This window comes from Streptomyces sp. NPDC020875, from assembly GCF_040641415.1.
Taxonomy (GTDB): Bacteria; Actinomycetota; Actinomycetes; order Streptomycetales; family Streptomycetaceae; genus Streptomyces.
This window is the reverse complement of record NZ_JBFADP010000090.1, coordinates 1-22,025: the sequence shown is the minus strand read 5'-3', so window position 1 is coordinate 22,025 and position 22,025 is coordinate 1. Positions and strand designations below refer to the sequence as shown.

Below are 22,025 nucleotides of genomic sequence, written 5' to 3'. Positions count from 1 at the left end.
CGCGGCCCGGGTTGTGGGCCTCACCCGGAGGGCCAAGGCGCTGGGGGTCCCCCCATTGCCGAAGGCATAGGGGGCGGAACTGCGCGACAAGCCACAGGCGGTCCGCAGGCCGCCGACAAGATCAGGCTGCCGGGCGCGGCCCGGGTTGTTCGGGGCGATGCCCGGGAGAGCCGAGGCGCTGGGGTAAGGCACCCTTGGCACCCCAGGTCACGGCCCTCCCGAAGACGGCCCGGCGCAAGGTGCTCGCGGAGTGGCGGGCCCGCGCCGGAGGCGTTACGCGTGTTGGCGGTTGCCGCGCATCGCGACCCATGCCCGGTCTCCCAGGAAGACCAGGATCACCGCCGCCACGATCTGGAACGCGTGGCGGCTCCAGTCGATACCGGCTGTCTCCGCCACCCCGAGCCCCGCCGCGATCCAGTTGCCGATCACGGCGCCACCGATGCCGCAGATGGTGGCGAGCCACAAGGGGAGATGCTGTTTGCCCGGCAGGATCAGCTTGGCGAGCAGACCCAGCACGAATCCCACGATGATCGCCCACAACCAGCCCATGGCTGCCTCCTCGTCCGGCTCCGTGTGAGCAGGTACGCCGCCAATTCTGAGCCTTTCGACCAAATGGCGCATGTCGGGCCGAATCTGGTCACTCCGGTGGCAGCTCCGGGGCGCCCCGGCAGCGCCCCGGTCTCGTGGTGCCCGGCGCCCCGGCGTACCGTGGTCGGGGCGGAGCGGGGAGCGCCCCGCGGACGACGGGCGGTGGAGTTGTGATGCGGCGGCGGGTGGGCGCGGAGGTCTTCCGGATCACCGGGGCACGGCAGGGACTGGCCGAGGACGTCCGGGGGCGGCAGCGCCGTTATGTGATCTCGATGACGGTTCGTACGCTCTCGTTCGTGGCCGCGGCCGTGCTGTGGAACGTCGAGCGGCATGTCGCGATCGTGGCGATCGTCCTCGGCATGCTGCTGCCCTATGTGGCGGTCGTACTGGCCAACGCGGGCCGGGAACGCCCCCCGTCGCTGCCGTCCACGTTCGCCCTGCCGACGGTTCCGCCCGCCCTCGGTCCCGGCGGCCCCGCGGGCTTCGGCACGGCGGCCGGAACCGGCCCCCAAGGCGCGGCAACGGCCGGGAAAACGTCAGATCAATAGTTCAAGTTCGGGTGCCCGGCGGCGCGTTGGCCGTGGCATACTGCCTACGCGCTCCGCATCCCCCGTCGGAGCGACGGACCGACGCCGGGCAGCTCCCCCCGTGGCTGCTCGGCGTCGCCTTGAGCGGGTGCGTCCGTGGAGAATGAGCCGGTGCTTATCGACCCGGTGAACGACGAGAACCCCATCTGCTCGGCCAAGGGCTGCCGGACGGCCGCCGTGTGGGTGCTGGCCTGGAACAATCCCAAGCTGCATACCCCGGAGCGCCGTAAGACCTGGTTGGCCTGCGACGAACACCGGGAACACCTTTCCCAGTTCCTGGGGGTGCGCGGCTTTCTGAAGGAGGTCGTGACCCTGGCGGAGTGGCACGACCGTCCCGGTTCCGGTGGCTGATCCGGCCGCCGGTTTGCCGTCGCCCCCGGTCCGGCCGGGTCAGCCGCCGATCGCCGACATCGGCCGGTCGGGCTGGCGGAACGCGGGGTCGTCCAGCCCCGAGCCCGCCTTCTTGCCCCACATGGCGTGCCGCCAGATCCGGGCGATCTCCTCGTCCGGTTCCCCGGCCCGCAGGGCGGCCCGCAGATCGGTCTCCTCGCGGGCGAAGAGGCAGGTCCGCACCTGGCCGTCGGCGGTGAGCCGGGTACGGTCGCAGGCGGCGCAGAACGGGCGGGTGACCGAGGCGATCACACCGACGCGGTATGGACCGCCGTCCACCAGCCATCGTTCGGCGGGCGCGGAGCCCCGGCTCTCCTCGTCCTCGGCGGTGAGGGTGAAACGGGTCCGCAGGGAGGCGAGGACGTCCCCGGCGGTGATCATGCCGTCGCGCTGCCAGCCGTGCTGGGCGTCGAGCGGCATCTGCTCGATGAACCGCAGTTCGTAGCCGTGCTCGATGGCCCAGGCCAGCAGGTCGGGGGCCTCGTCGTCGTTGAGCCCGGGCATCAGCACCGTATTGACCTTGACGGGGTCGAGTCCGGCGGCCCGGGCGGCCAGCAGGCCCTCCAGGACGTCCCGGTGGCGGTCCCGGCGGGTGAGGGTTTTGAAGACGTCGGGCCGCAGGGTGTCGAGGGAGACGTTGATCCGGTCGAGTCCGGCGGCCCGGAGCGCCGGGGCGGTTCTGGCCAGTCCGATGCCGTTGGTGGTGAGGGAGAGCCGGGGGCGCGGGTCGAGGGCGGCGCAGCGCTCCACGATGCCGGGGAGGCCGGGCCGGAGCAGCGGCTCGCCGCCGGTGAATCTGACCTCGGTGATTCCGAGGTCGGTGACGGCGATCCGGACCAGCCGGACGATCTCGTCGTCGGTGAGCAGCTCGGGTTTGCCGAGCCACCGCAAGCCCTCCTCGGGCATGCAGTAGGTGCAGCGCAGATTGCACCGGTCGGTCAGCGAGACCCGCAGGTCCGTGGCCACCCGGCCGTAGGTGTCGACGAGCACGGTGGGCCTCCTCCCCCGAACGATTCCTGGTCCCGAGCCTACGCCAGGGCCGGGCCGGCCTCCCCGGTGCGCGGTACGGGTACGGGCCGGGGGCGGCCGGGTCGCGTATCGCCGCGCCCCGGCCGCGCTCCGTCGTCCGGCGGAGCCGGGTGGGTCAGTGGGCGCCGACCCCGGTGAGGGACTTGACCTCCAGTTCCGCGTATTTGCCCGCGTCCGGCTTCTCCTTGGTGAGGATCGAGCCGAGCCAGCCGAGCAGGAAGCCGAGGGGGATGGAGACCAGTCCGGGGTTCTCCAGCGGGAACCAGTAGAAGTCGAGGCTCTTGAACATCGAGGTGGGCTTGCCGGAGACGACCGGGGAGAAGATCACCAGGACCACGGAGGAGATCAGTCCGCCGTAGATGGACCAGAGGGCTCCCTGGGTGGTGAACCGCTTCCAGAACAGGCTGTAGAGGATCGTCGGGAGGTTGGCGGAGGCGGCGACCGCGAAGGCGAGGGCGACCAGTCCGGCGACGTTCAGATCGCGGGCGAGGGCACCGAGGGCGATGGAGGCGACGCCGATGGCGACGGTGGCCCAGCGGGCCGCCCGTACCTCCTCCTTCTCGGTGGCCTGCCCCTTGCGGATGACGTTGGCGTAGATGTCGTGGGCGAAGGAGGACGAGGAGGCGAGGGTGAGGCCCGCGACGACGGCGAGGATGGTGGCGAAGGCGACCGCGGAGATGACGGCGAGCAGGATCGCGCCGCCCGTCGAGTCGGTGCCGCCGAGATGGAGGGCGAGCAGCGGGGCGGCCGTGTTGCCCGCCTTGTTGGACTCGGTGATCTCGGCCTGGCCGACGATGGCGGCGGCGCCGAAGCCGAGGGCGATGGTCATCAGATAGAAGCCGCCGATGATGCCGATCGCCCAGAGCACGGACTTGCGGGCGGCCTGTGCGGTGGGGACGGTGTAGAAGCGGATGAGGATGTGCGGCAGTCCGGCGGTACCGAGGACCAGGGCGATGCCGAGCGAGATGAAGTCGAGTTTGGAGGTGCCGGTGGCGCCGTACTTCAGCCCCGGTTCCAGGAACGCGGCGCCGTGGCCGCTCTTCTCGGCGGCGGTGCCGAGCAGGTCGGAGATGTTGAAGTTGAACTTGAGCAGCACCAGGAAAGTGATCAGCAGGGTGCCCGCGATCAGCAGGACGGCCTTCACCATCTGGACCCAGGTGGTGCCCTTCATCCCGCCGATGGTGACGTAGAGGATCATGATCACGCCGACCAGGGCGACGATCAGTACCTTGCCGGTGTCGGTGGTGATGCCGAGGAGCAGGGAGACCAGTACGCCTGCTCCGGCCATCTGGGCGAGCAGATAGAAGATGGAGACCACGATCGTGGAGGTCCCGGCCGCGGTGCGGACCGGGCGCTGGCGCATCCGGTAGGCGAGGACGTCGCCCATGGTGAACCGGCCGGAGTTGCGGAGCGGTTCGGCGACCAGCAGCAGGGCGACCAGCCAGGCGACGAGGAAGCCGATGGAGTAGAGGAAGCCGTCGTAGCCGAAGAGGGCGATGGCGCCCGCGATGCCGAGGAAGGACGCGGCGGACATGTAGTCGCCGGAGATGGCGAGCCCGTTCTGGAAGCCGGTGAACTGGCGGCCGCCCGCGTAGAAGTCGGCGGCGCTCTTGGTCTGCCGGCCGGCCCAGACGGTGATGATCAGGGTGGCGACGACGAAGAGGCCGAAGAGGGTGATGATCAGCGGCCGGTGTTCGGTGGTCGCGTTCTCGGCGGCGAACTGGAGGGAGTGGTTCACGCCTCGCCCTCCATCCGGGCGCGGATCGCCTCAGCCTTGGGGTCGAGTTCGTTCGCGGCGTGCCGGGCGTACCACCAGGCGATCAGGAACGTGGTGAGGAACTGGGCGAGGCCGAGGACGAGCGCCACATTGATATTGCCGAAGAGCCGGGTGCCCATGAAGCCGCCCGCGTAGTTCGACAGCAGGACGTAGACCAGGTACCAGGCGACGAAGGCGATCGTGAGGGGGAACGCGAAGGAGCGGTAGGCGTGCCGCAGCTCGCCGAACTCCTCGCTCCGCTGCGTCTCGACGAAGCTCTCGGTGGTGGGCTGGGTGGGCCCGGGGACGGTGTGGTTCGCGGGTGGCGGCGGTGCGTCGGTGGTCACGGGCTCTCCTGTTGACGCCGGGGTCGCGGGAAGACGACTAGACAGACCGGACAAAGCTGTCCTCGTTCTCAGGGGGGGTTCCAGGGGGCGGTTCGATGGTGCTCCACCTCCTGACAACGGCACGGAGAGCACGCCGGGAGGGTTCAACTTCGACGTTTTTTCCTCCTCCCGGGGCCGTTTGTCGGTTCGAACACATTGATGACAACCAAGATCGACGCTAGGTTCCTTTGCCATGTACTCGCCCATCTGTGCCATCGGCGCGAGGGGCGGTAGCCAGTGATCCGGCACCGTATTTCGATGATGTGGAGACCCCATGGCTCATCCGGGAACCAGACGGCGGCGTGCGACGGCCCTCACCGCGGGTCTGGCGCTCACGGCCACCCTCGGCTTCCTTCCCGCGGGCGCCGCCTCGGCCGCCGACGCGGCGGCGCCGTCCGGTGCGTCCGCCGCGGTCGCGGCGTCGGTGTTCGACGGACCGCAGCTGTCGTACGTGGTCAATGTGAAGGGCGGCCACGGCACCGCCAAGAAGGTCAAGCAGGCGATATCCGCCGCGGGCGGCTCCATAGTGATCGCCTATGACCAGATCGGCGTCATCGTCGTCCACTCGAAGAACCCGGCGTTCGCGCAGACCATCCGTACGGTCCGCGGTGTCGAGTCCGCCGGTGCCACCCGGACGGCCCCGATCGCCGCCGCCACGGACACCGCGATCGACTCCGAGCGCCCGCTGACGGCCAAGGAGGCCAAGGACGCGGCCGCGGCCGCCACCAACGGCCAGGACCCGCTGGAGCCGCTGCAGTGGAGCCTGCCCGCCATCAAGGCGGACAAGGCGCACCAGCGCACTCTCGGCAGCAAGAACGTCACGGTCGCCGTGATCGACACCGGGGTCGACGACACCCACCCCGACCTGGCGCCCAACTTCGACACCCGCGCCTCCGCCAACTGCGTCACCGGCAAGCCGGACACCACCCCCGGCTCCTGGCGCCCCGGCCCGACCGAGTCCAACCACGGCACGCATGTCGCGGGCACTATCGCGGCGGCGAAGAACGACATCGGCGTCACCGGTGTCGCGCCCGGTGTGAAGGTCTCCGGCATCAAGGTCTCCAACCCCGACGGGTTCTTCTACACCGAGTCCGTGGTCTGCGGCTTCGTCTGGGCCGCCGAGAACGGCGCCGAGATCACCAACAACAGCTACTACGTCGACCCGTGGCTGTTCAACTGCGCCACCGACCCGGACCAGACCGCCCTGGTCGACGCCGTCACCCGCGCCACCCGCTACGCGGAGCGCCGGGGCGCGGTGAACGTGGCCGCGGCGGGCAACTCCCGGATGGACCTGGCGGCCGACCAGCTGACGGACACCACCAGCCCCAACGACGCCGCCGAGCAGGCCACGCGCACCATCGACCCGAGCGTCTGCCTCGACATCCCGACCCAGCTGCCGGGTGTCGTGACGACCTCGTCGCTGGGCGCCAAGGGCCTCAAGTCGTCGTTCTCGAACTACGGCAACGGCGTGGTGGACATCTCCGCGCCCGGCGGTGACGCGACCCGCTACCAGGCGCCCGACGGCGAGGCCGTCGACGGCCGCATCCTGTCGACGCTGCCCGACGGCCAGTACGGCTACAAGGCCGGTACGTCGATGGCGTCCCCGCATGTCGCGGGTGTCGCGGCGCTGATCAAGTCGAAGTACCCCTACGCCCCGCCGGCGGTCGTGAAGGCGCTGCTGTACGGCCAGGCCGACGACACGGCCTGCACCAACCCGTACGACTTCAACAACGACGGCGTCGTGGACGCGGTCTGCGAGGGCGACAAGCGGAAGAACGGCTTCTACGGCGAGGGCGTCACGGACGCGCTCGACGCGGTACGCCGCTGAATCCCAGCCCCGTGACACCACCACGGGGAGGATGACGGAGAGGGCCGGACACGCGTCCGGCCCTCTCTCCTTTCCCTCTTTCCCCTCGTGTACCGGGCTTCGTCTCTACGGCTCCGGAGGCACCGCCCGCCGGGCCGCGGCGAGCACTCCCAGGGCGAGCAGGCCCTGCCCTGCGCTGTAGAGGAGCATGATCCAGAAGTCGGGCCGGGGCGGCTGCGGCAGGTCGGCGATCCCGGTGGCGATGATCAGGTCCGAGATCAGGAAGAGGGCGCCACCGGTCCCGGCGACCGGCCCGAGGGCGGTGGACCGCCAGGCCGTCACGGTCAGCAGCAGGGCGTATCCGGCGACCGGGATCCGCAGTCCGGCCGGGAGACCGGGCCAGAGCAGGGCGACCGCGATGACCAGGGCGACGCCGTAGAGGGGCCCGGTCCACACCGGGGGCGCGGCCGGACCGCGGAGCCGGGCGAAGAGGGCGAGATAGCAGAGATGGCCCACGGCGAAGGAGCCCATCCCGAGGAGGAAGGCCGTCTCGGCGCCGGAGAGCAGGAAGACGTCCCCGGCCCAGCCGAAGGCCAGCGCCGCCACCAGGAGCCGGGGGCCGCCCCGTACCAGGACGAACGCGGCGATCAGCGGCATCAGCAGCGGCTTGGCGATCCGGTGGCCGGTCTCGGCACCGGCTATCAGGGAGCCCAGATCGGCCAGCAGCGCCACGGCGAAGGCGGCGATCAGGACCCGGGCGGCGAGGGCGGCCCGGTCCCCCGGCGGGGCGGGCCGGGGGGTGGTGGGGGGCTTCTCGATGGTCACGCGGTACGTCCTGCGGGGGTCTCGGGGCCGGTGGGGGCCGTCACGGGGGCGGAGGTCCCGGCGGGTCCGGGAGGCGTCGGCGTCACGGGCGGCCCCTGAGGCGGGGAGGCCGCGGAGGGGCCGGAGGTTTGCGAGGGAGCCGGTACGGGCTGCCGGCCGGGGCCGCGCAGCAGTCGTCCCGCCCGCTCCCGCCAGGAGTCCGCCGCCCGCAGATCGCGGGCGATGGCGGCGTACTCGTGGGTGGCGACCCGCAGCGGGTTGTAGGTGTCGATGTTCTTGGTGAGCCCGTAGACGGGCCGCTCGTCCTCGACGGCGAACGAGCCGAAGAGCCGGTCCCAGACGATCAGGATCCCGCCGAAGTTGCGGTCCAGATAGCCGCCCTGGGAGGCATGGTGCACCCGGTGGTGGGAGGGGGTGTTGAAGAGGTACTCGACCGGGCGGGGCAGCTTTCCGATCCGCTCCGTGTGGACCCAGAACTGGTAGACGAGATTGATCGAGGAGCAGAGCGCCACCACCGCCGGATGGACACCGAGGGCGATCATCGGCAGATAGAACGGCCAGACCGTGAGGCTGGTCCACGGCTGGCGCAGCGCCGTCGTGAGATTGAACTTCCGGCTGGAGTGGTGGACCACATGGCAGGCCCAGAGGATCCGGACGACATGGTGGCCCCGGTGGGACCAGTAGTAGAGGAAGTCCTGGACCAGCAGCATCAGCGGCAGGGTCCACCAGAGGAGGGGGACCCGGGCCGGGGTGAGTTCATAAACCACCGTATAGACGGCGACGATGGGGATCTTCCACAGAAGGTCGAAGACCATACTGCCGATCCCCATACCGACGCTGGTGGCCGCGTCCCGGGTGTCGTAGCCCGCCGCTTCCTCGTCCGGCCGGAGCCGGTAGCTCACCAACTCCACGGCCGTGAGCAGGACGAAGGCGGGGATCGACCACAGCACGACATCGGGCGGGTTCGGCATGGGTGCACCGTAGACGCGGTCCGAGGGGTGCGGCTAGGGGTTGTTACCGACAAGTATGCGAGACGGATTGTCAGCAAGTTTTGGTGGTTTCCACCAACCGGTGCGGACGCCTTCGGGCGGTGGTCGGCGCCGGGCCCGGCTCAGACCCCCACCGCGCCGAGGAGCGACCCGGCCGCGTAGGTGACCGCCATCGCCAGCGCCCCGCCGCCCGTGTTCCTGACGATCGCGGGCCCGGCCCTCGCCGCGCCGAGCCGGGCGCTCCACCAGCCGGTGAGGACGAGGGCCGCGAGCACGGAGCCGACGGTGACGGCCAGCCGGACGTCCGCCGGTGGCAGCACGATCGCCAGCAGCGGCAGCAGGGCGCCGACGGTGAAGGCGAGGAAACTGGCGCCCGCCGCGTGCCAGGGGTCGGCCAGCGCGTCCGGGTCGATGCCCAGCTCCACCCGGGCGTGGGCGCGCAGCGCGTCGCGCTCGGTGAGCTGGACCGCCGCCTCCCGGGCGACCTCGCGGGTCAGGCCGCGCTCCGTCAGCAGGTCGGTCAGCTCGGCCAGTTCCGCCTCGGGCTCCTCCCGCAGCTCGCGCCGCTCGACGGCGAGCGCGGCCTTCTCGGAGTCCCGTTGCGTGGAGACGGAGACGTACTCCCCGGCCGCCATGGACATCGATCCGGCGAGCAGTCCGGCCAGGCCGGAGGTGAGCAGGGCGGACCGGTCGCCGGTGGCGCCCGCGACGCCGACGACGAGTCCGGCGGTGGAGACGATGCCGTCATTGGCGCCGAGGACGGCGGCGCGCAGCCAGTTGAGCCGGGTGCCGAGGCCGGTGTCGTGGGGTTCGTGGTGGGGTCCCGGCGGCGGCTCCGGGGTCCCGGCCCCGGTGGCGTCGTACGTCACGACGGGAGCGTCCCACCGATCGGTCCGGGACCTGCGGAACGACCCGCCCGGACTCCCCCGGGCCCGACCCCCGGCCCGGAGCGCCCCGGGAGCGCCGGGGCGGGACGGGCGGGTGGAGCTGAGGGGGCGTAAGGGGCGCGCGGGACAGGCGGATCGGGGCGGAATCCGGGCGGACCGAGGATCGGCCGCCGGAGTGTCAGTGGCGGGCCGTATTCTCTGTGACCATGCTCGACGACAGCGCGATCACAGCGGCGGACTGGCCCACCGCATACCCCCAGGGGTATGCGGTGGTCGATGTGGAGACCACCGGACTGGCCCGGGACGACCGGATAATCTCCGCCGCCGTCTACCGGCTGGACGCGCGGGGCGAGGTCGAGGACCACTGGTACACGCTGGTCAATCCGGAGCGCGACCCCGGCCCGGTCTGGATCCACGGGCTCACCGACGAGATGCTGGCGGGCGCGCCCCTCTTCCCCGAGATCGCCGACGAGTTCTCGAACCGGCTGGCGGACCGGGTGCTCGTGGCGCACAACGCCCTCTTCGACTGGTCCATGATCGCCCGGGAGTACGCCCGGGCGGACCGCACCCCGCCCGTCCGGCGGCGGCTGTGCACGATCGCCCTGGCCAAGGAGCTGGCCCTGCCACTGCCCAATCACAAACTGGAGTCGCTGGCCGCGCACTTCGGCGTGGTCCAGCGGCAGGCCCATCACGCGCTGGACGACGCGCGGGTGCTGGCTGAGGCGTTCCGCCCCAGTCTGCACGCGGCGGTCCGGGGCGGGGTGCGGCTGCCGCTGCTGGAGTGCCGTCCGCTCACCGAGTGGTCGGACTCGCCCGCCGGGTCCCCGCGCGTCGGCTACCAGTCGTCCTACGGCCACCGGGCGCCGGGCTCCTCGTTCGGCGGCTGGCGCCCGTCGCGGAAGCGGCCCGCCTGCCCCCATCCCAACCCGGGGCGCTATGTGGACGGGAAGCCGCTCAAGCAGGGCATGCGGATCGCGTTCTCGGGCGATACCTCGGTCGACCGCGAACTGCTGGAGGACCGAGCCTTCGACGCCGGTCTGCACATCGCGACCAGCGTCTCCCGGCTGACCAGCCTGCTGGTGACCAACGACCCGGATTCGGCCACGTCCAAGGCGGTCAAGGCGCGGGCGTACGGCACACCGGTCGTCGACGAGGCCGCGTTCACCCAGCTGCTGCGGGACGTGGCGCCCGCGGACGTCTGAGCCGGGACCACTCCCGGGACCTGCCCGGGCCGTTGCCGGGCGGCCCCGGCAGTCGGGTGACGGCCGGGCGCGCCGCGCCGTGATCGGTGGCCGCCGACCGCACGCTGTGGCCCATGGCACGTTGTGAGGTCTGCGGTAACGAGTACGGGATGTCCTTCGAGGTGCACGCGCAGGGCGCGGTGCATGTCTTCGACTGCTTCGCCTGTGCCATTCACCGGATGGCGCCCATCTGCGAGCACTGCCGGGTCCAGGTCATCGGGCAGGGCGTCGAGGCCGAGGGCCATTGGTACTGCGGGGCGCACTGCGCCCGGGCCGAGGGCCGGGTCGGCATCGTCGACAAGGTCTGAGCGGCCCCGGCCCCGGGCCACCGCGCGGCGCGGGACCACGGGGTGCGGGACCGCGGGGTGCGGGAAGTGATCCGGAAGCGGGGCGGAGGGTGCCGTGGCCGGGCCGGGAGGGGCCCCACCGGCGGACTCGCCGGGGGCGGCAGGTACCGTCGATCCGTGTACCGCTTCCTGTTGACCCGGCAGTGGGTGAGCCTCACCCTCATCGGGCTCGTCCTCATCCCCACGATGATCGAGCTGGGCTTCTGGCAGTTCCACCGCCATGAGCGCCGCGTCGAGCAGAACGCGCTGATCGCCCGGAACCTCGACGCGAAGCCGGTCGAGATCACCGAGCTGACCTCCCCCGGCCACAAGGTCCCCCGGGCGGACTACTGGCTGCGGACCACCGCCACCGGCACCTTCGACACCTCCGGCGAGGTCGTCGTCCGCCGCCGTACCGACGCCGACGAGCGGGTCGGCGTCCATGTGCTGACACCGCTGGTGCTCCGGGACGGCCGGGTCGTGATGGTCAACCGCGGCTGGGTACCGTCCGCCACCGATCCGAGGGCGTTCCCCGAGGTCCCCGCGCCGCCGAAGGGCACCGTGACGATCACCGGCCGGCTCAAGGCCGACGAGACCACGGCCGCCAGCGGTATCAAGGACCTCGCCGGGCTGCCGCCGCGCCAGGTGATGCTGATCAACAGCGGCCAGCAGTCGAAGCTCCTGGGCAAGGAGGTGCTCGGCGGCTATATCGAGCTGACCGGCCCGAAGCCCGCAGACGGCAAGCCCGAGACGATCCCGGACCCGGACCACGACTCCATCGGCGCGCATATGGCCTATGCGATCCAGTGGTGGCTCTTCACCGCCGCCGTACCCGTCGGCTGGGTGATCCTGGTCCGCCGGGAGATCCGCGACCGGCGGGCCGCCGCCGAGGCCGAGGCGGCGAAGTCCGCCGCGAAGGAGCCGGAGGAGCCCAAGGAGCCCGCGACGGCCTGAGCCGCGGCCCGTACATCCGTACGCCTCCCGGCTCCCGGGCCGCGCCGCCGCTCTCTTGATCACCCCTTCCGTCCCGTCCGCCCCTTCTGCCCCCGGCGGAACAGGTGTCCGGCTGATTGACCGTCGTACGCAGCGGGAACACGCGAAACGTGACCCTACGCATCGAGGACTACGCCCTGATCGGCGATCTCCAGACGGCCGCCCTGGTCGGTACGGACGGTTCCGTCGACTGGCTGTGCCTGCCCCGGTTCGACTCCGGCGCGTGCTTCGCGGCCCTCCTCGGCGACAAGGAGAACGGTCACTGGCGGATCGCCCCCAAGGGGTCCGAACGCTGTACGTCCCGCCGCTACGTCGGCGACACCCTCGTCCTCGAAACCCGGTGGGAGACCAGGACCGGCACGGTCGAGGTCGTCGACTTCATGCCCCAGCGGGACACCACGCCCGATGTCATCCGGATCGTGCGGGGCGTCGAGGGCACCGTCGAGATGGAGTCCGTACTGCGGCTCCGCTTCGACCACGGCTCGATCGTGCCGTGGATGCGCCGGTCCGACGGCCACCGGGTGGCGGTCGCCGGGCCCGACTCCGTATGGCTGCGCAGTGAGCCGCCGGTACGGACCTGGGGGCAGCAGTTCAGCACGGTGTCGTCGTTCTCCGTCGGCGCGGGCGAGCGGGTGGCGTTCGTCCTCAGCTGGCATCCCTCGCACGAACAGCGGCCCGATCCGCTCGATCCGCACGAGGCGCTCCGGTGCAGCCTCGCGGACTGGGAGGAGTGGTCCACCGCCTGCCGCTCCCGGGGCCGCTACCGGGAGGCCGTGGTCCGCTCCCTGATCACCCTCAAAGCCCTCACCTACGCCCCCACCGGCGGTATCGTCGCCGCCCCCACCACATCCCTCCCCGAGGAGATCGGCGGCGTACGGAACTGGGACTACCGCTTCTGCTGGCTGCGGGACTCCACCCTCACCCTGGAGGCCCTGCTCACCGCGGGCTACCAGGAGGAGGCCGCGGCCTGGCGCGACTGGCTGCTGCGGGCCGTCGCGGGCGACCCGGCGGACCTCCAGATCATGTACGGGCTCGGCGGGGAGCGCCGGCTGCCCGAGACGGAACTGCCCTGGCTCTCCGGATACGCGGGCTCCGCCCCCGTACGGGTCGGAAACGCCGCCGTCGACCAGCTCCAGCTGGATGTCTACGGCGAGGTGATGGACTCCCTCTTCCTGGCCCAGGAGCAGGGGATCCCCGGCGAGCGGCACGCCTGGTTCATCCAGTTGAGCCTGCTGGGGTTCCTGGAGTCCAAGTGGCGCGAACCCGACGAAGGGCTCTGGGAGGTCCGCGGCCCCCGGCAGCACTTCACCCACTCCAAGGTGATGGCCTGGGTGGCGGCCGACCGGGCCGTACGGACCCTGGAGGGCGACTCCACCCTCCGCGGGGACGTCAACCGCTGGCGGGCGATGCGGGACGAGGTCCACCGGGAGGTCTGCGAGCGGGGCTACGACCCGGTGCGGAACACCTTCACCCAGTACTACGGCTCCCGCGAACTCGACGCGGCGACCCTGCTGATCCCCCGGGTCGGCTTTCTGCCGCCCGACGATCCCCGGGTCGTCGGTACGGTCGACGCGGTCCGCGCCGAACTGGGCGCCGACGGCGGACTCGTCCGCCGCTACAGCACCGAGGGCACCGTCGACGGACTGCCCGGCGGCGAGGGCGCCTTCCTGGCCTGCTCGTTCTGGCTCGCGGACGCCCTGCGGATGACCGGCCGCCCCAAGGAGGCCCGGGAACTCTTCGAACGGCTGCTCACCCTGCGGAACGATCTGGGGCTGCTGGCCGAGGAGTACGACCCCGGGGCCGGGCGGCAGCTCGGAAACTTCCCGCAGGCGTTCAGCCATATCGCCCTGGTGACCACGGCCCTCGCGCTCGACGACGAGGAGGCGGCAGGATAGGGCCATGGATCTTGGACTGAAGGACCGGGTGTACATCGTCACCGGCGGCTCCCGCGGCCTGGGCAACGCGTCGGCGCGGGCGCTGGTCGCCGAGGGCGCGAAGGTCGTCGTCTCCGGACGCGACGAGACGACGGTCGCGGACGCGGCGGCCGAACTGGGCGCCGACGCGGTCGGCGTCGCCGTCGACAACGCCGACCCCGACGGCGCGGAACGCCTGCTGGCGGCGGCCCGGGCGCACTTCGGCCGGGTCGACGGCGTCCTCATCAGCGTCGGCGGCCCGCCGCCGGGGGCCGCGGGCGACAACACGGACGAACAGTGGCGCGGCGCGTTCGAATCCGTCTTCCTCGGCGCGGTACGACTGGCGCGGGCGGCGGTCGGGGCGCTCGGCGAAGGCGGGGTCGTCGGCTTCGTACTCTCCGGCTCCGTCCACGAACCCATCCCCGGGCTCACCATCTCCAACGGCCTCCGCCCCGGGCTGGCGGGCTTCGCCAAGTCCCTGGCGGACGAGGTCGGGCCGCGCGGCATCCGGGTCGTCGGCCTGCTGCCCGCCCGGATCGACACGGACCGGGTCCGCGAACTCGACGCCCTCACCGGCGACGCGGACACCGCCAGGGCCGGGCACGAGTCGCGCATTCCGCTGCGGAGGTACGGGGCGCCGGAGGAGTTCGGGCGGGTGGCGGCGTTTCTGCTGTCCCCGGCGGCGTCGTATCTCACGGGCGTGATGCTCCCGGTCGACGGCGGCGCGCGCCACGGCTTCTGACGAACCGCCTCCCCCGCGGGGTCCTCGTCGCCGCCTATGCCTTCGGCAATGGGGGCCCCAGCGCCAAGGCCCTCCACGGCACCGCCGAAAGACCCGGGTCTCGCCCGGCGACCTGGTGTTGTACGCGGTCTGCGGACCGTGGGTGGCTTGTCGCGCAGTTCCCCGCGCCCCTGGGTTGCCCTCCTCGGCGCCCTCGTGGAGAGACGGCCCCTTCCCGGGGGGGGCGGGGAGCTTGAGAGCATTTAGGGGCGCGGGGAACTGCGCGAGCAACCACCGGCGGCGCGCGGGCGCCCGACGACATTCACCCGGCTCGGCAGGTCGGCGGCGGCGCCCAGGGGGACGGCTCCGAGAAGGGCAGCCCCCCTCGTCAGGAGACGCGGCGCGGCGCGTGGGAGGCCGCGTGGAGGCGGGAGTCCGTGGGGAGCGCCGCCAGGCCCGTGGAGGCCCGGGCGTGCTCCACCGCCTCCTCCGTCAGCGCCCGGAGCGTCCTCGCCGGTGAGGCGTGCGGCTCCAGCTTGAGCCGTACCCGCGCCTCCGGCTCTCCCCGGCGCCGCCGCAGGGCGATCCGGGCTCCGGCGACCCCGTCCAGGGTCTCCGCCTCGGCTTCCATCGCCCGTTCCAGGGCGCGGCCCCGCAGCCGTGCGACGTCGCCGTCGGTTCCGGTGTCGACCACGACGTCCGAGAGCCGGGCCCGGCGGAGCTGGGCCAGCAGGAGCCAGAGCGCGAGCAGGACCAGGACGGCGAGCGCCGCGATGACCACGGGCCAGAACCAGCTCTCGGAGCGCCACCGTTCCCGGTCGGCCGTACTGAGCACCACGTCACCGGGCCCGTACCAGGGCCACCAGGACGGTACGGAGAGTCCCGTGCCCGCCGCGAGCGCCGCGCCCCCGAGCGCCAGCAGTACGAGCCCGGCTAGTCCGAGCGCCACCCGGTTGACGGTCCTCAGCATCGGCGGGTCACCTCTTCTTGCGGGGTGGCCGCGCCACCCGGACCGACAGCACCGGCGGCTTCGCCAGGCCGAGTTCACCGACGGCTCCGGCGAGGGCCGTGTCCAGGTCGGTGTGGACGTCGTCGAGGTCGCGGAAGTGGGAGCGGGCCCGTACGGACGCTTTGCGGCGCCCGACCCGGACCCGTACGGACTGCACTCCCGGTACCTCCAGCGCCTGGTCGCGCAGATACAGGGCCGCCGCTTCCCGGGCGAGCGCGGCCCGGACGGGACCGGGGGCGGCAGGATCCGCCTCCCGCCGCATGGGGAGCAGGGCGCGGAGGCCGGGGGTGAGGGCGAGCAGGAGGAGCCAGAGGCCGACGGCGACCGCGACGGCGGCGACCGCCGTCGTCCAGGGGTCGTCGAGCGGGCGGGTGGCGAGATCGTCGGCGACGGTGCGCCGCCAGGCCATGGCGGGGCGGTCGGCGCGGACCGCCGCGATGTCGTAGAGCAGGATTCCGGCGCCGCCGAGGACGACCAGGGCCAGCAGTCCGGCGGGTACCCGCCGGGCCGACCAGGGCCGCCGGGCCTTGGCGGCGGCGGACCCGGGCGGTTCCGGGGTCGCCGCCCCGGACCCGGGGCCGGGTTCGACGGTCCGGGATTGCGGGCCGTGCCGGGGGCCCGGGGTCCCGCCGGGGGTGTCGTCGTTCGCGGGGGCGGGTGGTGTCATCGGATGTCACGCTCCCCCGCGCGGCGTGCCCGGGGCGGATGGAGGTGTTCGACGGCGATGTCGACCTCGGGTACGTCCATCCCGGCCAGGCTCTTCACCCGTTCGACGACCCGGCGGCGGACGGCGGCGCACCGCTGTCCGATATCGGCCGGGTAGTCCAGGTCGAGGCTGATCCGGACCCGGGCGGTGTCCCGGTGGACGACGACCCCGGCATGCGGCGCCGAGCCGCCTTCCGGGGTCCGGCCCAGCGCTTCCCCGGCCGCCCGCGCGGCGATCTTGGCGACGACCCGTTCCGCGATCACGGTCGCGCCCCGGTCCGCCGCCGCGACCCCGCCGGGTCCGGGGACCCCTGAGGCACCCGGCGGCGCCCCCGGGCCGTCCGTCACCGGGGTCACCGGGGCCGGTCGCCGCGCTCGCGGCCACGGAAGAAGTCACCGGGTTCGAGGTCGCCCTCCAGGAAGCGGCCCACCACGAACCCGACCGCCCCGAGCGCGGCGACCAGCAGAAACGCGCCGAATCCGCCGAAGTACCCGGCGAAGCCGAGTGCCATTCCGGCCACCAGGCCGACCGCGGACATACTCATATTCAGCTCCTTCGTCCGGACCACCGGGTCCAGGGGGCCCGGCTACTGGAGCCGGGACTCCTCTTCCTCGTCGTCCTCTTCCTCGGGGAGCTTCACATCGCTGACCGCGATATTGACCTCGACCACTTCGAGGCCCGTCATCCGCTCCACCGCGGCGATCACGTTCTCCCGGACGGCCCGGGCGACCTCGGTGATCGATACGCCGTAGTCGACGACGATCTCCAGGTCGAGGGCCGTCTGGACCTCGCCGACCTCGGCCTTCACCCCTCGGGTGACACTGGCCTTGGCGCCGCCCGGGACCCGGTCGCGTACCGCGCCGAAGGTCCGGGAGAGCCCGCTGCCCATGGCATGGACGCCGACGACGTCCCGGGCGGCGAGTCCGGCGATCTTCTCGACGACGCCGTCGGCGATGGTGGTACGTCCCCGGGAGCCGGGGTCGCCGCCGCCCCGCTTGCTCACGGACGTCCTCCTCGGCTCGTCGCCCGAGCCGGTTCCACTGCTGGCGGTGTCACTCATACCGGTGTCCTTTCCGGGCCCTGCCGGTGGTGCGGACGGCGGCGATAACGGGCTCGCGTCCCGATACCGCCCCGGGCGTCACAGCCCGGCGACAGAACCTTGGGATGCCGCAAATGGTCGGATTTACACCTTTCTGTCCCCACACTAAGGGGGAATGCCGGGTCTCGCGCCGGGGATGCGGCAGGCTGGTGACATGACCACTGCCGACGCGGTACGCGCCCGGCTCGGCCCGGGCCGACTGCTGCCACTGGGCCGGGCGGACGGCGGCGCCTGGCTGACGGAACGGGCCGCCGAGGCGGTACTGGCCCGGGCGGCGGCCGGGATCGACGGCGTACGGCCGGGCCTGATCCGGCTGGCGCTCGCCGATCCCGCGACGGCGCTCCCCGCCACCGTTCCGGCCCCGCCGAGCGCCCTGCCGTACGGGCCGCTGCGGATCGAGGCGGATTTCGCGGCGGACGGGGCCACCCTGGCCCGCCAGTCCCTGGCCGCGCTGGGCGATACGGTACGGGGCGCCCTGCTCACGGCGGCCCGGGACACCCTGGATCTGGAGGTCGCCGAGGTCGGGCTACGGCTTACGGACGTCCTGGACGACGATTCGGCGGAGCCGGCGCGGCCCGCGGAGCCGGACGGCGGGCCACGGGCCGTACCGCCACCGGGGTCGCCCGGGGACGCGGCCGATCCGGTCGCGGTCGCCGTGGCGGAGGCCGCGGGGGTGGCCGGACTGACCGGGGTGCTGGGCGAGCCGGTCCACCGGGCGCCCGACGGGGTACGGGTGGAGTGCGCGGTGGCCGCCGGTCACCGCCCGCTGGCCGTCGTCCGGGCGGTCCGTACGGCGGCGAGGCGGGCGCTCGGAGCGGAGCGCCCGGTATCCGTACTGGTCACAGCGGTGGAATCGGCCGCTCCCGGGACCCCCTGAGCGGCGGACGGGCCGACGGCGCGCCGCCGGGGCCGACCGGCGGCCGTACGCCTCCGGTCAGCGTCTCCGGTCGAAAACCTCCGGTCAGTAGCGTCCGGTCAGTCGCCTCCGGTCAGTCGCCGAGGCCCGCCAGATCGCGCAGCCGACGAGCCTGGGCGGCCCGCTCGGCGGCGCGCTGGTCCTCGTAGGAACGGTGCACCGCGCCCTGGAGCAGGGCCTTGGTCTCCACGACCGCGTCCCGGGGGGCGGTCAGCAGGGCCGTGGTCAGATCCCCGGTCGCGGCGTCGAGCTCGGCGGCGGGGACCACGAGATTGGCCAGGCCGGTGCGCTCGGCCTCCTCGGCGTGGACGAAACGGCCCGTGGCGCAGATCTCCAGCGCGCGGGCGTAGCCGACGAGGGAGACCAGGGGATGCGTACCGGTCAGATCGGGGACCAGTCCGAGGCTCGGCTCCCGCATGGCGAACCGTACGTCGTCGGCGACGATCCGCAGATCGCAGGCGAGGGCGAGCTGGAAGCCCGCCCCGATGGCATGCCCCTGGACGGCGGCGACGGAGACGAGATCGCTCCGGCGCCACCAGGTGAACGCCTCCTGGTATCCGGCGATCGCGGCGTCCAGCGCCGTATCGTCCATCCGGGCCAGATCGAGGAACGACGGCTCGCCGTCGAAGCCCTCCGGGGTGAAGCCCCGGCGGTCGAGTCCGGCGGAGAAGGACGGGCCATCGGCGCGCAGCACCACGACCCGAACCGAGCCAGGCAGCGACCGTCCGGCCCGGGTCAGCGCCCGCCACATGGCAGGCGACTGGGCGTTCCGCTTCTCCGCGCGGGTCAGCGTCACCGTGGCCACCGCGTCCGCGATGGTGAGCCGTACGCCGTCCTCGTCCAGTACGGGCTCCGGCACGGCGTCGCGTGCGGTGTCCCGTACGGAATCGGATTCGGGCGTGGTCATGGGTCGCCTCCGGGTCGATAGGGCACGGTACCGTCCACGGTAGACTAAGCGACCGCACAGTAACTACCCGTCCCGGACCGGAAATCCGGCCGGACGCGCCAGGATCACCGTCCGGGTATCGACCCGGACCGGACCCGGCGCGACGCCGACGCGGCCGTCCGGTACCGGAAACCCATAACCCACACGGCCCCACGCGGCCGCGCACGGACCCACGCGCCCGGATTCGGCGGACTCCCCGGCGGGGAATCGCGGAAGGCCGGGCCGGGCCGACGCGGCGCGTCAGACCGCGGGGGCCTTCTTGCCCCGGGTCGCCCCGCCTCGTCCGCGGAGTGTCACCCCGGACTCGCTGAGCATCCGGTGGACGAATCCATAGGACCGGCCCGTTTCCTCGGCCAGCGCCCGGATACTCGCACCGGAGTCGTACTTCTTCTTCAGGTCTGCCGCGAGCTTGTCGCGCGCGGCGCCGGTCACCCGGCTGCCCTTCTTCAGAGTCTCGGCCACCCGTGCCTCCTCATGGGAAGTGCGCTCTGGACTTCTCATGATCACCCCTTGCGGGCCTCCTGGCCACCCATTCGACAAGGTCCATGGGACGACCTTTGCCCCGCAAAGCCGCCGGGAGCCGTCCGGAACCCTGGATTCCGGACGGCCGGGAATCCGGACCCGAATCCGGATCCGGTAGGAGTTGCCTGGTCAGGGCGGGTGCGCGGGAAGGAGATCGACATCGGCCCCGGAGTGGTGGGAAAAATCCGGCCTCCGCCAGCAACCACACCGGGGTACCAGAGCGTCTCACTCAGATGACGGATCACCGGTGAGCCGAATGATCCCTACGGAAGTGATCATCGACGCCCGTCGTGCCGAGCGCCGGGGCGCCCTGCCGGGCCGACGGGGCCAGGGGGCGGTCAGGCGAGAGCCACCAGGTCCGCGTAGTCCGCGCCCCACAGGTCCTCGACACCGTCCGGCAGCAGAATGATCCGCTCCGGCTCCAGCGCCTCCACCGCTCCCTCGTCGTGCGTGACCAGGATGACCGCGCCCTTGTAGGTCCGCAGCGCGCCCAGGATCTCCGCCCGGCTGGCCGGGTCGAGGTTGTTGGTGGGCTCGTCGAGCAGCAGCACATTGGCCGACGACACCACGAGCGTGGCCAGGGCGAGCCGGGTCTTCTCACCGCCGGAGAGCACTCCGGCCGGCTTGTCGACGTCGTCGCCGGAGAAGAGGAACGAACCCAGGGTCTTGCGCACCTCGACCAGATCGAGATCGGGCGCCGAGGAGCGCATGTTCTCCAGCACGGTCCGGTCGGGGTCGAGCGTCTCGTGCTCCTGGGCGTAGTAGCCGAGCTTCAGCCCGTGCCCGGGGGTGACCTCGCCGGTGTCGGGCTGTTCGACCCCGGCGAGCAGCCGGAGCAGGGTCGTCTTGCCCGCGCCGTTGAGGCCCAGGATGACCACCCGGGAGCCCTTGTCGATGGCCAGATCGACATCGGTGAAGATCTCCAGCGACCCGTAGGACTTGGAGAGTCCCTCGGCCCGGAGCGGGGTCTTGCCGCAGGGCGCGGGTTCCGGGAAGCGGAGCTTGGCGACCTTGTCGGCGACCCGGGCGTCCTCCAGGCCCGCCAGCAGCCGCTCGGCGCGCCGGGCCATGTTCTGCGCGGCCACCGTCTTGGTCGCCTTGGCGCGCATCTTGTCGGCCTGGGCGTTGAGGGCGGCGGCCTTCTTCTCGGCGTTCTGCCGCTCGCGCCTGCGGCGCTTCTCGTCGGCCTCGCGCTGCTGCTGGTAGAGCTTCCAGCCCATGTTGTAGACGTCGATCGTGGCGCGGTTGGCGTCCAGGTAGAAGACCTTGTTGACGACGGTCTCGACCAGGTCGACATCGTGGGAAATCACGATGAAACCGCCCCGGTAGGTCTTCAGGTACTCCCGGAGCCAGACGATCGAGTCGGCGTCGAGGTGGTTCGTCGGCTCGTCGAGGAGCAGGGTGTCGGCGTCGGAGAAGAGGATCCGGGCCAGCTCGACCCGGCGGCGCTGACCGCCGGAGAGGGTGTGCAGCGGCTGGCCGAGCACCCGGTCGGGCAGTCCGAGCGCGGCGGCGATGGTGGCCGCCTCGGCCTCGGCCGCGTAGCCGCCCTTGGTGAGGAACTCGGTCTCCAGGCGCTCGTACCGCTTCATCGCCTTCTCGCGGGTGGCGCCCTTGCCGTTCGCCATCCGGTCCTCGTTCTCGCGCATGCCGCGGAGCACGGTGTCCAGGCCGCGGGCGGAGAGGATCCGGTCGCGGGCGAGGATGTCGAGATCGCCGGTACGGGGGTCCTGCGGGAGGTAGCCGACCTCGCCGGAGCGGGCGATGGTGCCCCCGGCGGGGATGCCCTCACCCGCGAGGCACTTGGTGAGAGTCGTCTTCCCGGCGCCGTTGCGGCCGACGAGGCCGATGCGGTCGCCCTTGGCGATCCGGAAGGAAGCGGACTCGATGAGGACACGGGCGCCGGCGCGCAACTCGATGCCGGAAGCGGTGATCACGGACAGACTCCAGAAACAGCGGTATGGACGGCGGGAGGGTGGGCGGGCGGTACTACGACGCCGTCTATTGCGCGAGGAGAATGGCCATAGGGCCAGTCTAACGGGGTGTGCAAGTGGTTTTTCCGGTCACGGGGCGGGGCCGGGCACGCTCGCGGGCGGCCGGGCGGGGCTCCTGACGGGGCCGGGGCGGTGGCCTCAGGATGGACCAGGAGGCGCCAGGAGGTGTCGGGGCGGGGCCCGCGCCGCGGGGCGGCGGGCCGTGGTGATCCGTAGCGGATCCGCCGGCGCGCGGCGGGCGATCCGGTACCGGGCCGCCCGGTGCGGTCGGGTGCCGTTCGGTGCCGTGCCGGACGCCCGGTCGGGGCGAGGTGTTCGACCGCTGGGCTTCGATCAGCGCCTTGAGGTTCTCCGGGGTGCGGAGGGTCTTCCTCCGGTCCGCCTCCCTGTCCCAC

General features: G+C 72.3%; 24 protein-coding genes. 9 read left to right on the top strand and 15 right to left on the bottom strand.

From position 1 onward, the window contains the following. Positions 1 to 273: 273 nt before the first annotated feature. A complete protein-coding gene (locus tag AB0G74_RS32610; RefSeq protein ID WP_361153807.1) occupies positions 274 to 549 on the bottom strand; it encodes a GlsB/YeaQ/YmgE family stress response membrane protein in 276 nt (91 codons plus the stop codon). A 212-nt stretch (positions 550 to 761) separates the two neighbouring features. On the opposite strand from AB0G74_RS32610, the gene AB0G74_RS32605 reads away from it, so the two are divergent. Together AB0G74_RS32605 and AB0G74_RS32600 are read left to right on the top strand one after the other, a co-directional pair. Next, positions 762 to 1,136, top strand: a complete 375-nt coding sequence (locus tag AB0G74_RS32605) for a DUF3099 domain-containing protein (RefSeq protein WP_361153804.1) — start codon at positions 762 to 764, stop codon at positions 1,134 to 1,136. Positions 1,137 to 1,286: 150 nt separating this feature from the next. Then, positions 1,287 to 1,526 (top strand): hypothetical protein, encoded by a 240-nt coding sequence (locus AB0G74_RS32600; protein ID WP_361153802.1) that lies wholly within the window; start codon positions 1,287 to 1,289, stop codon positions 1,524 to 1,526. 39 nt (positions 1,527 to 1,565) lie between these two features. On the opposite strand, the gene moaA is transcribed toward AB0G74_RS32600, so the two are convergent. The 3 genes from moaA to AB0G74_RS32585 all read right to left on the bottom strand — a co-directional run bounded on the left by moaA (position 1,566) and on the right by AB0G74_RS32585 (position 4,697). After that, a complete protein-coding gene (moaA, locus tag AB0G74_RS32595) occupies positions 1,566 to 2,555 on the bottom strand; it encodes a GTP 3',8-cyclase MoaA (protein ID WP_361153800.1) in 990 nt (329 codons plus the stop codon). 154 nt (positions 2,556 to 2,709) lie between these two features. After that, positions 2,710 to 4,332 carry a cation acetate symporter gene (locus AB0G74_RS32590; protein WP_361153797.1) on the bottom strand — a complete coding sequence of 541 codons (1,623 nt, stop codon included), beginning with the start codon at positions 4,330 to 4,332 and terminating at the stop codon, positions 2,710 to 2,712. Next, on the bottom strand, positions 4,329 to 4,697 hold the full coding sequence (locus AB0G74_RS32585; protein WP_361153795.1) for a DUF485 domain-containing protein: 369 nt from the start codon (positions 4,695 to 4,697) through the stop codon (positions 4,329 to 4,331). The genes AB0G74_RS32590 and AB0G74_RS32585 overlap by 4 nt, the downstream gene beginning before the upstream one ends. 313 nt (positions 4,698 to 5,010) lie before the next feature. On the opposite strand from AB0G74_RS32585, the gene AB0G74_RS32580 reads away from it, so the two are divergent. Then, a complete protein-coding gene (locus AB0G74_RS32580) occupies positions 5,011 to 6,564 on the top strand; it encodes a S8 family serine peptidase (RefSeq protein WP_361153792.1) in 1,554 nt (517 codons plus the stop codon). A 105-nt stretch (positions 6,565 to 6,669) separates the two neighbouring features. Here AB0G74_RS32580 and AB0G74_RS32575 read toward each other — a convergent pair whose 3' ends face one another. The 3 genes from AB0G74_RS32575 to AB0G74_RS32565 all read right to left on the bottom strand — a co-directional run bounded on the left by AB0G74_RS32575 (position 6,670) and on the right by AB0G74_RS32565 (position 9,130). After that, on the bottom strand, positions 6,670 to 7,362 hold the full coding sequence (locus tag AB0G74_RS32575) for a lysoplasmalogenase (protein ID WP_361153815.1): 693 nt from the start codon (positions 7,360 to 7,362) through the stop codon (positions 6,670 to 6,672). 2 nt (positions 7,363 to 7,364) lie between these two features. After that, the gene (locus AB0G74_RS32570; RefSeq protein WP_361153789.1) at positions 7,365 to 8,339 is read right to left on the bottom strand and encodes a sterol desaturase family protein; all 975 of its coding nucleotides are present in this window, start codon (positions 8,337 to 8,339) and stop codon (positions 7,365 to 7,367) included. A 140-nt stretch (positions 8,340 to 8,479) separates the two neighbouring features. Then, positions 8,480 to 9,130: a VIT family protein gene (locus AB0G74_RS32565; RefSeq protein ID WP_361153812.1), complete on the bottom strand. Its 651-nt coding sequence runs from the start codon at positions 9,128 to 9,130 to the stop codon at positions 8,480 to 8,482. Positions 9,131 to 9,444: 314 nt separating this feature from the next. On the opposite strand from AB0G74_RS32565, the gene AB0G74_RS32560 reads away from it, so the two are divergent. The 5 genes from AB0G74_RS32560 to AB0G74_RS32540 all read left to right on the top strand — a co-directional run bounded on the left by AB0G74_RS32560 (position 9,445) and on the right by AB0G74_RS32540 (position 14,459). Beyond that, the gene (locus AB0G74_RS32560) at positions 9,445 to 10,446 is read left to right on the top strand and encodes a DEDDh family exonuclease (protein WP_361153787.1); all 1,002 of its coding nucleotides are present in this window, start codon (positions 9,445 to 9,447) and stop codon (positions 10,444 to 10,446) included. A gap of 113 nt (positions 10,447 to 10,559) precedes the next feature. Further along, entirely contained in the window at positions 10,560 to 10,793 is a 234-nt protein-coding gene (locus AB0G74_RS32555; protein ID WP_361153784.1) for a hypothetical protein, read from the top strand. 156 nt (positions 10,794 to 10,949) lie between these two features. Next, positions 10,950 to 11,765 (top strand): SURF1 family protein, encoded by an 816-nt coding sequence (locus AB0G74_RS32550; RefSeq protein WP_361153782.1) that lies wholly within the window; start codon positions 10,950 to 10,952, stop codon positions 11,763 to 11,765. A gap of 149 nt (positions 11,766 to 11,914) precedes the next feature. Further along, positions 11,915 to 13,699, top strand: a complete 1,785-nt coding sequence (locus AB0G74_RS32545; protein WP_361153779.1) for a glycoside hydrolase family 15 protein — start codon at positions 11,915 to 11,917, stop codon at positions 13,697 to 13,699. A 4-nt stretch (positions 13,700 to 13,703) separates the two neighbouring features. After that, complete coding sequence (locus tag AB0G74_RS32540; protein ID WP_361153776.1) at positions 13,704 to 14,459, top strand: SDR family oxidoreductase; 756 nt, start codon at positions 13,704 to 13,706, stop codon at positions 14,457 to 14,459. A 367-nt stretch (positions 14,460 to 14,826) separates the two neighbouring features. Here AB0G74_RS32540 and amaP read toward each other — a convergent pair whose 3' ends face one another. The 5 genes from amaP to AB0G74_RS32515 all read right to left on the bottom strand — a co-directional run bounded on the left by amaP (position 14,827) and on the right by AB0G74_RS32515 (position 17,213). Next, the gene (gene amaP / locus AB0G74_RS32535; protein WP_361153773.1) at positions 14,827 to 15,408 is read right to left on the bottom strand and encodes an alkaline shock response membrane anchor protein AmaP; all 582 of its coding nucleotides are present in this window, start codon (positions 15,406 to 15,408) and stop codon (positions 14,827 to 14,829) included. Between the two features lie 7 nt (positions 15,409 to 15,415). Further along, positions 15,416 to 16,114, bottom strand: coding sequence for a DUF6286 domain-containing protein (locus AB0G74_RS32530; RefSeq protein ID WP_361153771.1), 699 nt, complete (start codon positions 16,112 to 16,114; stop codon positions 15,416 to 15,418). Next, entirely contained in the window at positions 16,111 to 16,416 is a 306-nt protein-coding gene (locus tag AB0G74_RS32525; protein ID WP_361153810.1) for a hypothetical protein, read from the bottom strand. The genes AB0G74_RS32530 and AB0G74_RS32525 overlap by 4 nt, the downstream gene beginning before the upstream one ends. Before the next feature lie 89 nt (positions 16,417 to 16,505). After that, positions 16,506 to 16,697 (bottom strand): hypothetical protein, encoded by a 192-nt coding sequence (locus AB0G74_RS32520; protein WP_358826371.1) that lies wholly within the window; start codon positions 16,695 to 16,697, stop codon positions 16,506 to 16,508. 42 nt (positions 16,698 to 16,739) lie between these two features. After that, a complete protein-coding gene (locus AB0G74_RS32515) occupies positions 16,740 to 17,213 on the bottom strand; it encodes an Asp23/Gls24 family envelope stress response protein (RefSeq protein WP_358826370.1) in 474 nt (157 codons plus the stop codon). A 193-nt stretch (positions 17,214 to 17,406) separates the two neighbouring features. On the opposite strand from AB0G74_RS32515, the gene AB0G74_RS32510 reads away from it, so the two are divergent. After that, a complete protein-coding gene (locus tag AB0G74_RS32510; protein WP_361153768.1) occupies positions 17,407 to 18,129 on the top strand; it encodes a hypothetical protein in 723 nt (240 codons plus the stop codon). Positions 18,130 to 18,241: 112 nt separating this feature from the next. On the opposite strand, the gene AB0G74_RS32505 is transcribed toward AB0G74_RS32510, so the two are convergent. From AB0G74_RS32505 to AB0G74_RS32495, 3 genes are all read right to left on the bottom strand, one after another. Next, the gene (locus tag AB0G74_RS32505) at positions 18,242 to 19,075 is read right to left on the bottom strand and encodes an enoyl-CoA hydratase/isomerase family protein (protein WP_361153766.1); all 834 of its coding nucleotides are present in this window, start codon (positions 19,073 to 19,075) and stop codon (positions 18,242 to 18,244) included. A 279-nt stretch (positions 19,076 to 19,354) separates the two neighbouring features. Continuing rightward, positions 19,355 to 19,576, bottom strand: a complete 222-nt coding sequence (locus AB0G74_RS32500) for a helix-turn-helix domain-containing protein (RefSeq protein WP_358826367.1) — start codon at positions 19,574 to 19,576, stop codon at positions 19,355 to 19,357. 398 nt (positions 19,577 to 19,974) lie between these two features. After that, entirely contained in the window at positions 19,975 to 21,573 is a 1,599-nt protein-coding gene (locus AB0G74_RS32495) for an ABC-F family ATP-binding cassette domain-containing protein (protein ID WP_358826366.1), read from the bottom strand. Between the last annotated feature and the right edge of the window lie 452 nt (positions 21,574 to 22,025).

Coding starts and splice junctions, on each gene's coding strand:
- AB0G74_RS32610 (WP_361153807.1), bottom strand. CDS start 549: ATGGGCTGGTTGTGGGCGATCATCGTGGGATTCGTGCTGGGTCTGCTC.
- AB0G74_RS32605 (WP_361153804.1), top strand. CDS start 762: ATGCGGCGGCGGGTGGGCGCGGAGGTCTTCCGGATCACCGGGGCACGG.
- AB0G74_RS32580 (WP_361153792.1), top strand. CDS start 5,011: ATGGCTCATCCGGGAACCAGACGGCGGCGTGCGACGGCCCTCACCGCG.
- AB0G74_RS32570 (WP_361153789.1), bottom strand. CDS start 8,339: ATGCCGAACCCGCCCGATGTCGTGCTGTGGTCGATCCCCGCCTTCGTC.
- AB0G74_RS32555 (WP_361153784.1), top strand. CDS start 10,560: ATGGCACGTTGTGAGGTCTGCGGTAACGAGTACGGGATGTCCTTCGAG.
- AB0G74_RS32540 (WP_361153776.1), top strand. CDS start 13,704: ATGGATCTTGGACTGAAGGACCGGGTGTACATCGTCACCGGCGGCTCC.
- amaP (WP_361153773.1), bottom strand. CDS start 15,408: ATGCTGAGGACCGTCAACCGGGTGGCGCTCGGACTAGCCGGGCTCGTA.
- AB0G74_RS32530 (WP_361153771.1), bottom strand. CDS start 16,114: ATGACACCACCCGCCCCCGCGAACGACGACACCCCCGGCGGGACCCCG.
- AB0G74_RS32520 (WP_358826371.1), bottom strand. CDS start 16,697: ATGAGTATGTCCGCGGTCGGCCTGGTGGCCGGAATGGCACTCGGCTTC.
- AB0G74_RS32515 (WP_358826370.1), bottom strand. CDS start 17,213: ATGAGTGACACCGCCAGCAGTGGAACCGGCTCGGGCGACGAGCCGAGG.
- AB0G74_RS32510 (WP_361153768.1), top strand. CDS start 17,407: ATGACCACTGCCGACGCGGTACGCGCCCGGCTCGGCCCGGGCCGACTG.
- AB0G74_RS32505 (WP_361153766.1), bottom strand. CDS start 19,075: ATGACCACGCCCGAATCCGATTCCGTACGGGACACCGCACGCGACGCC.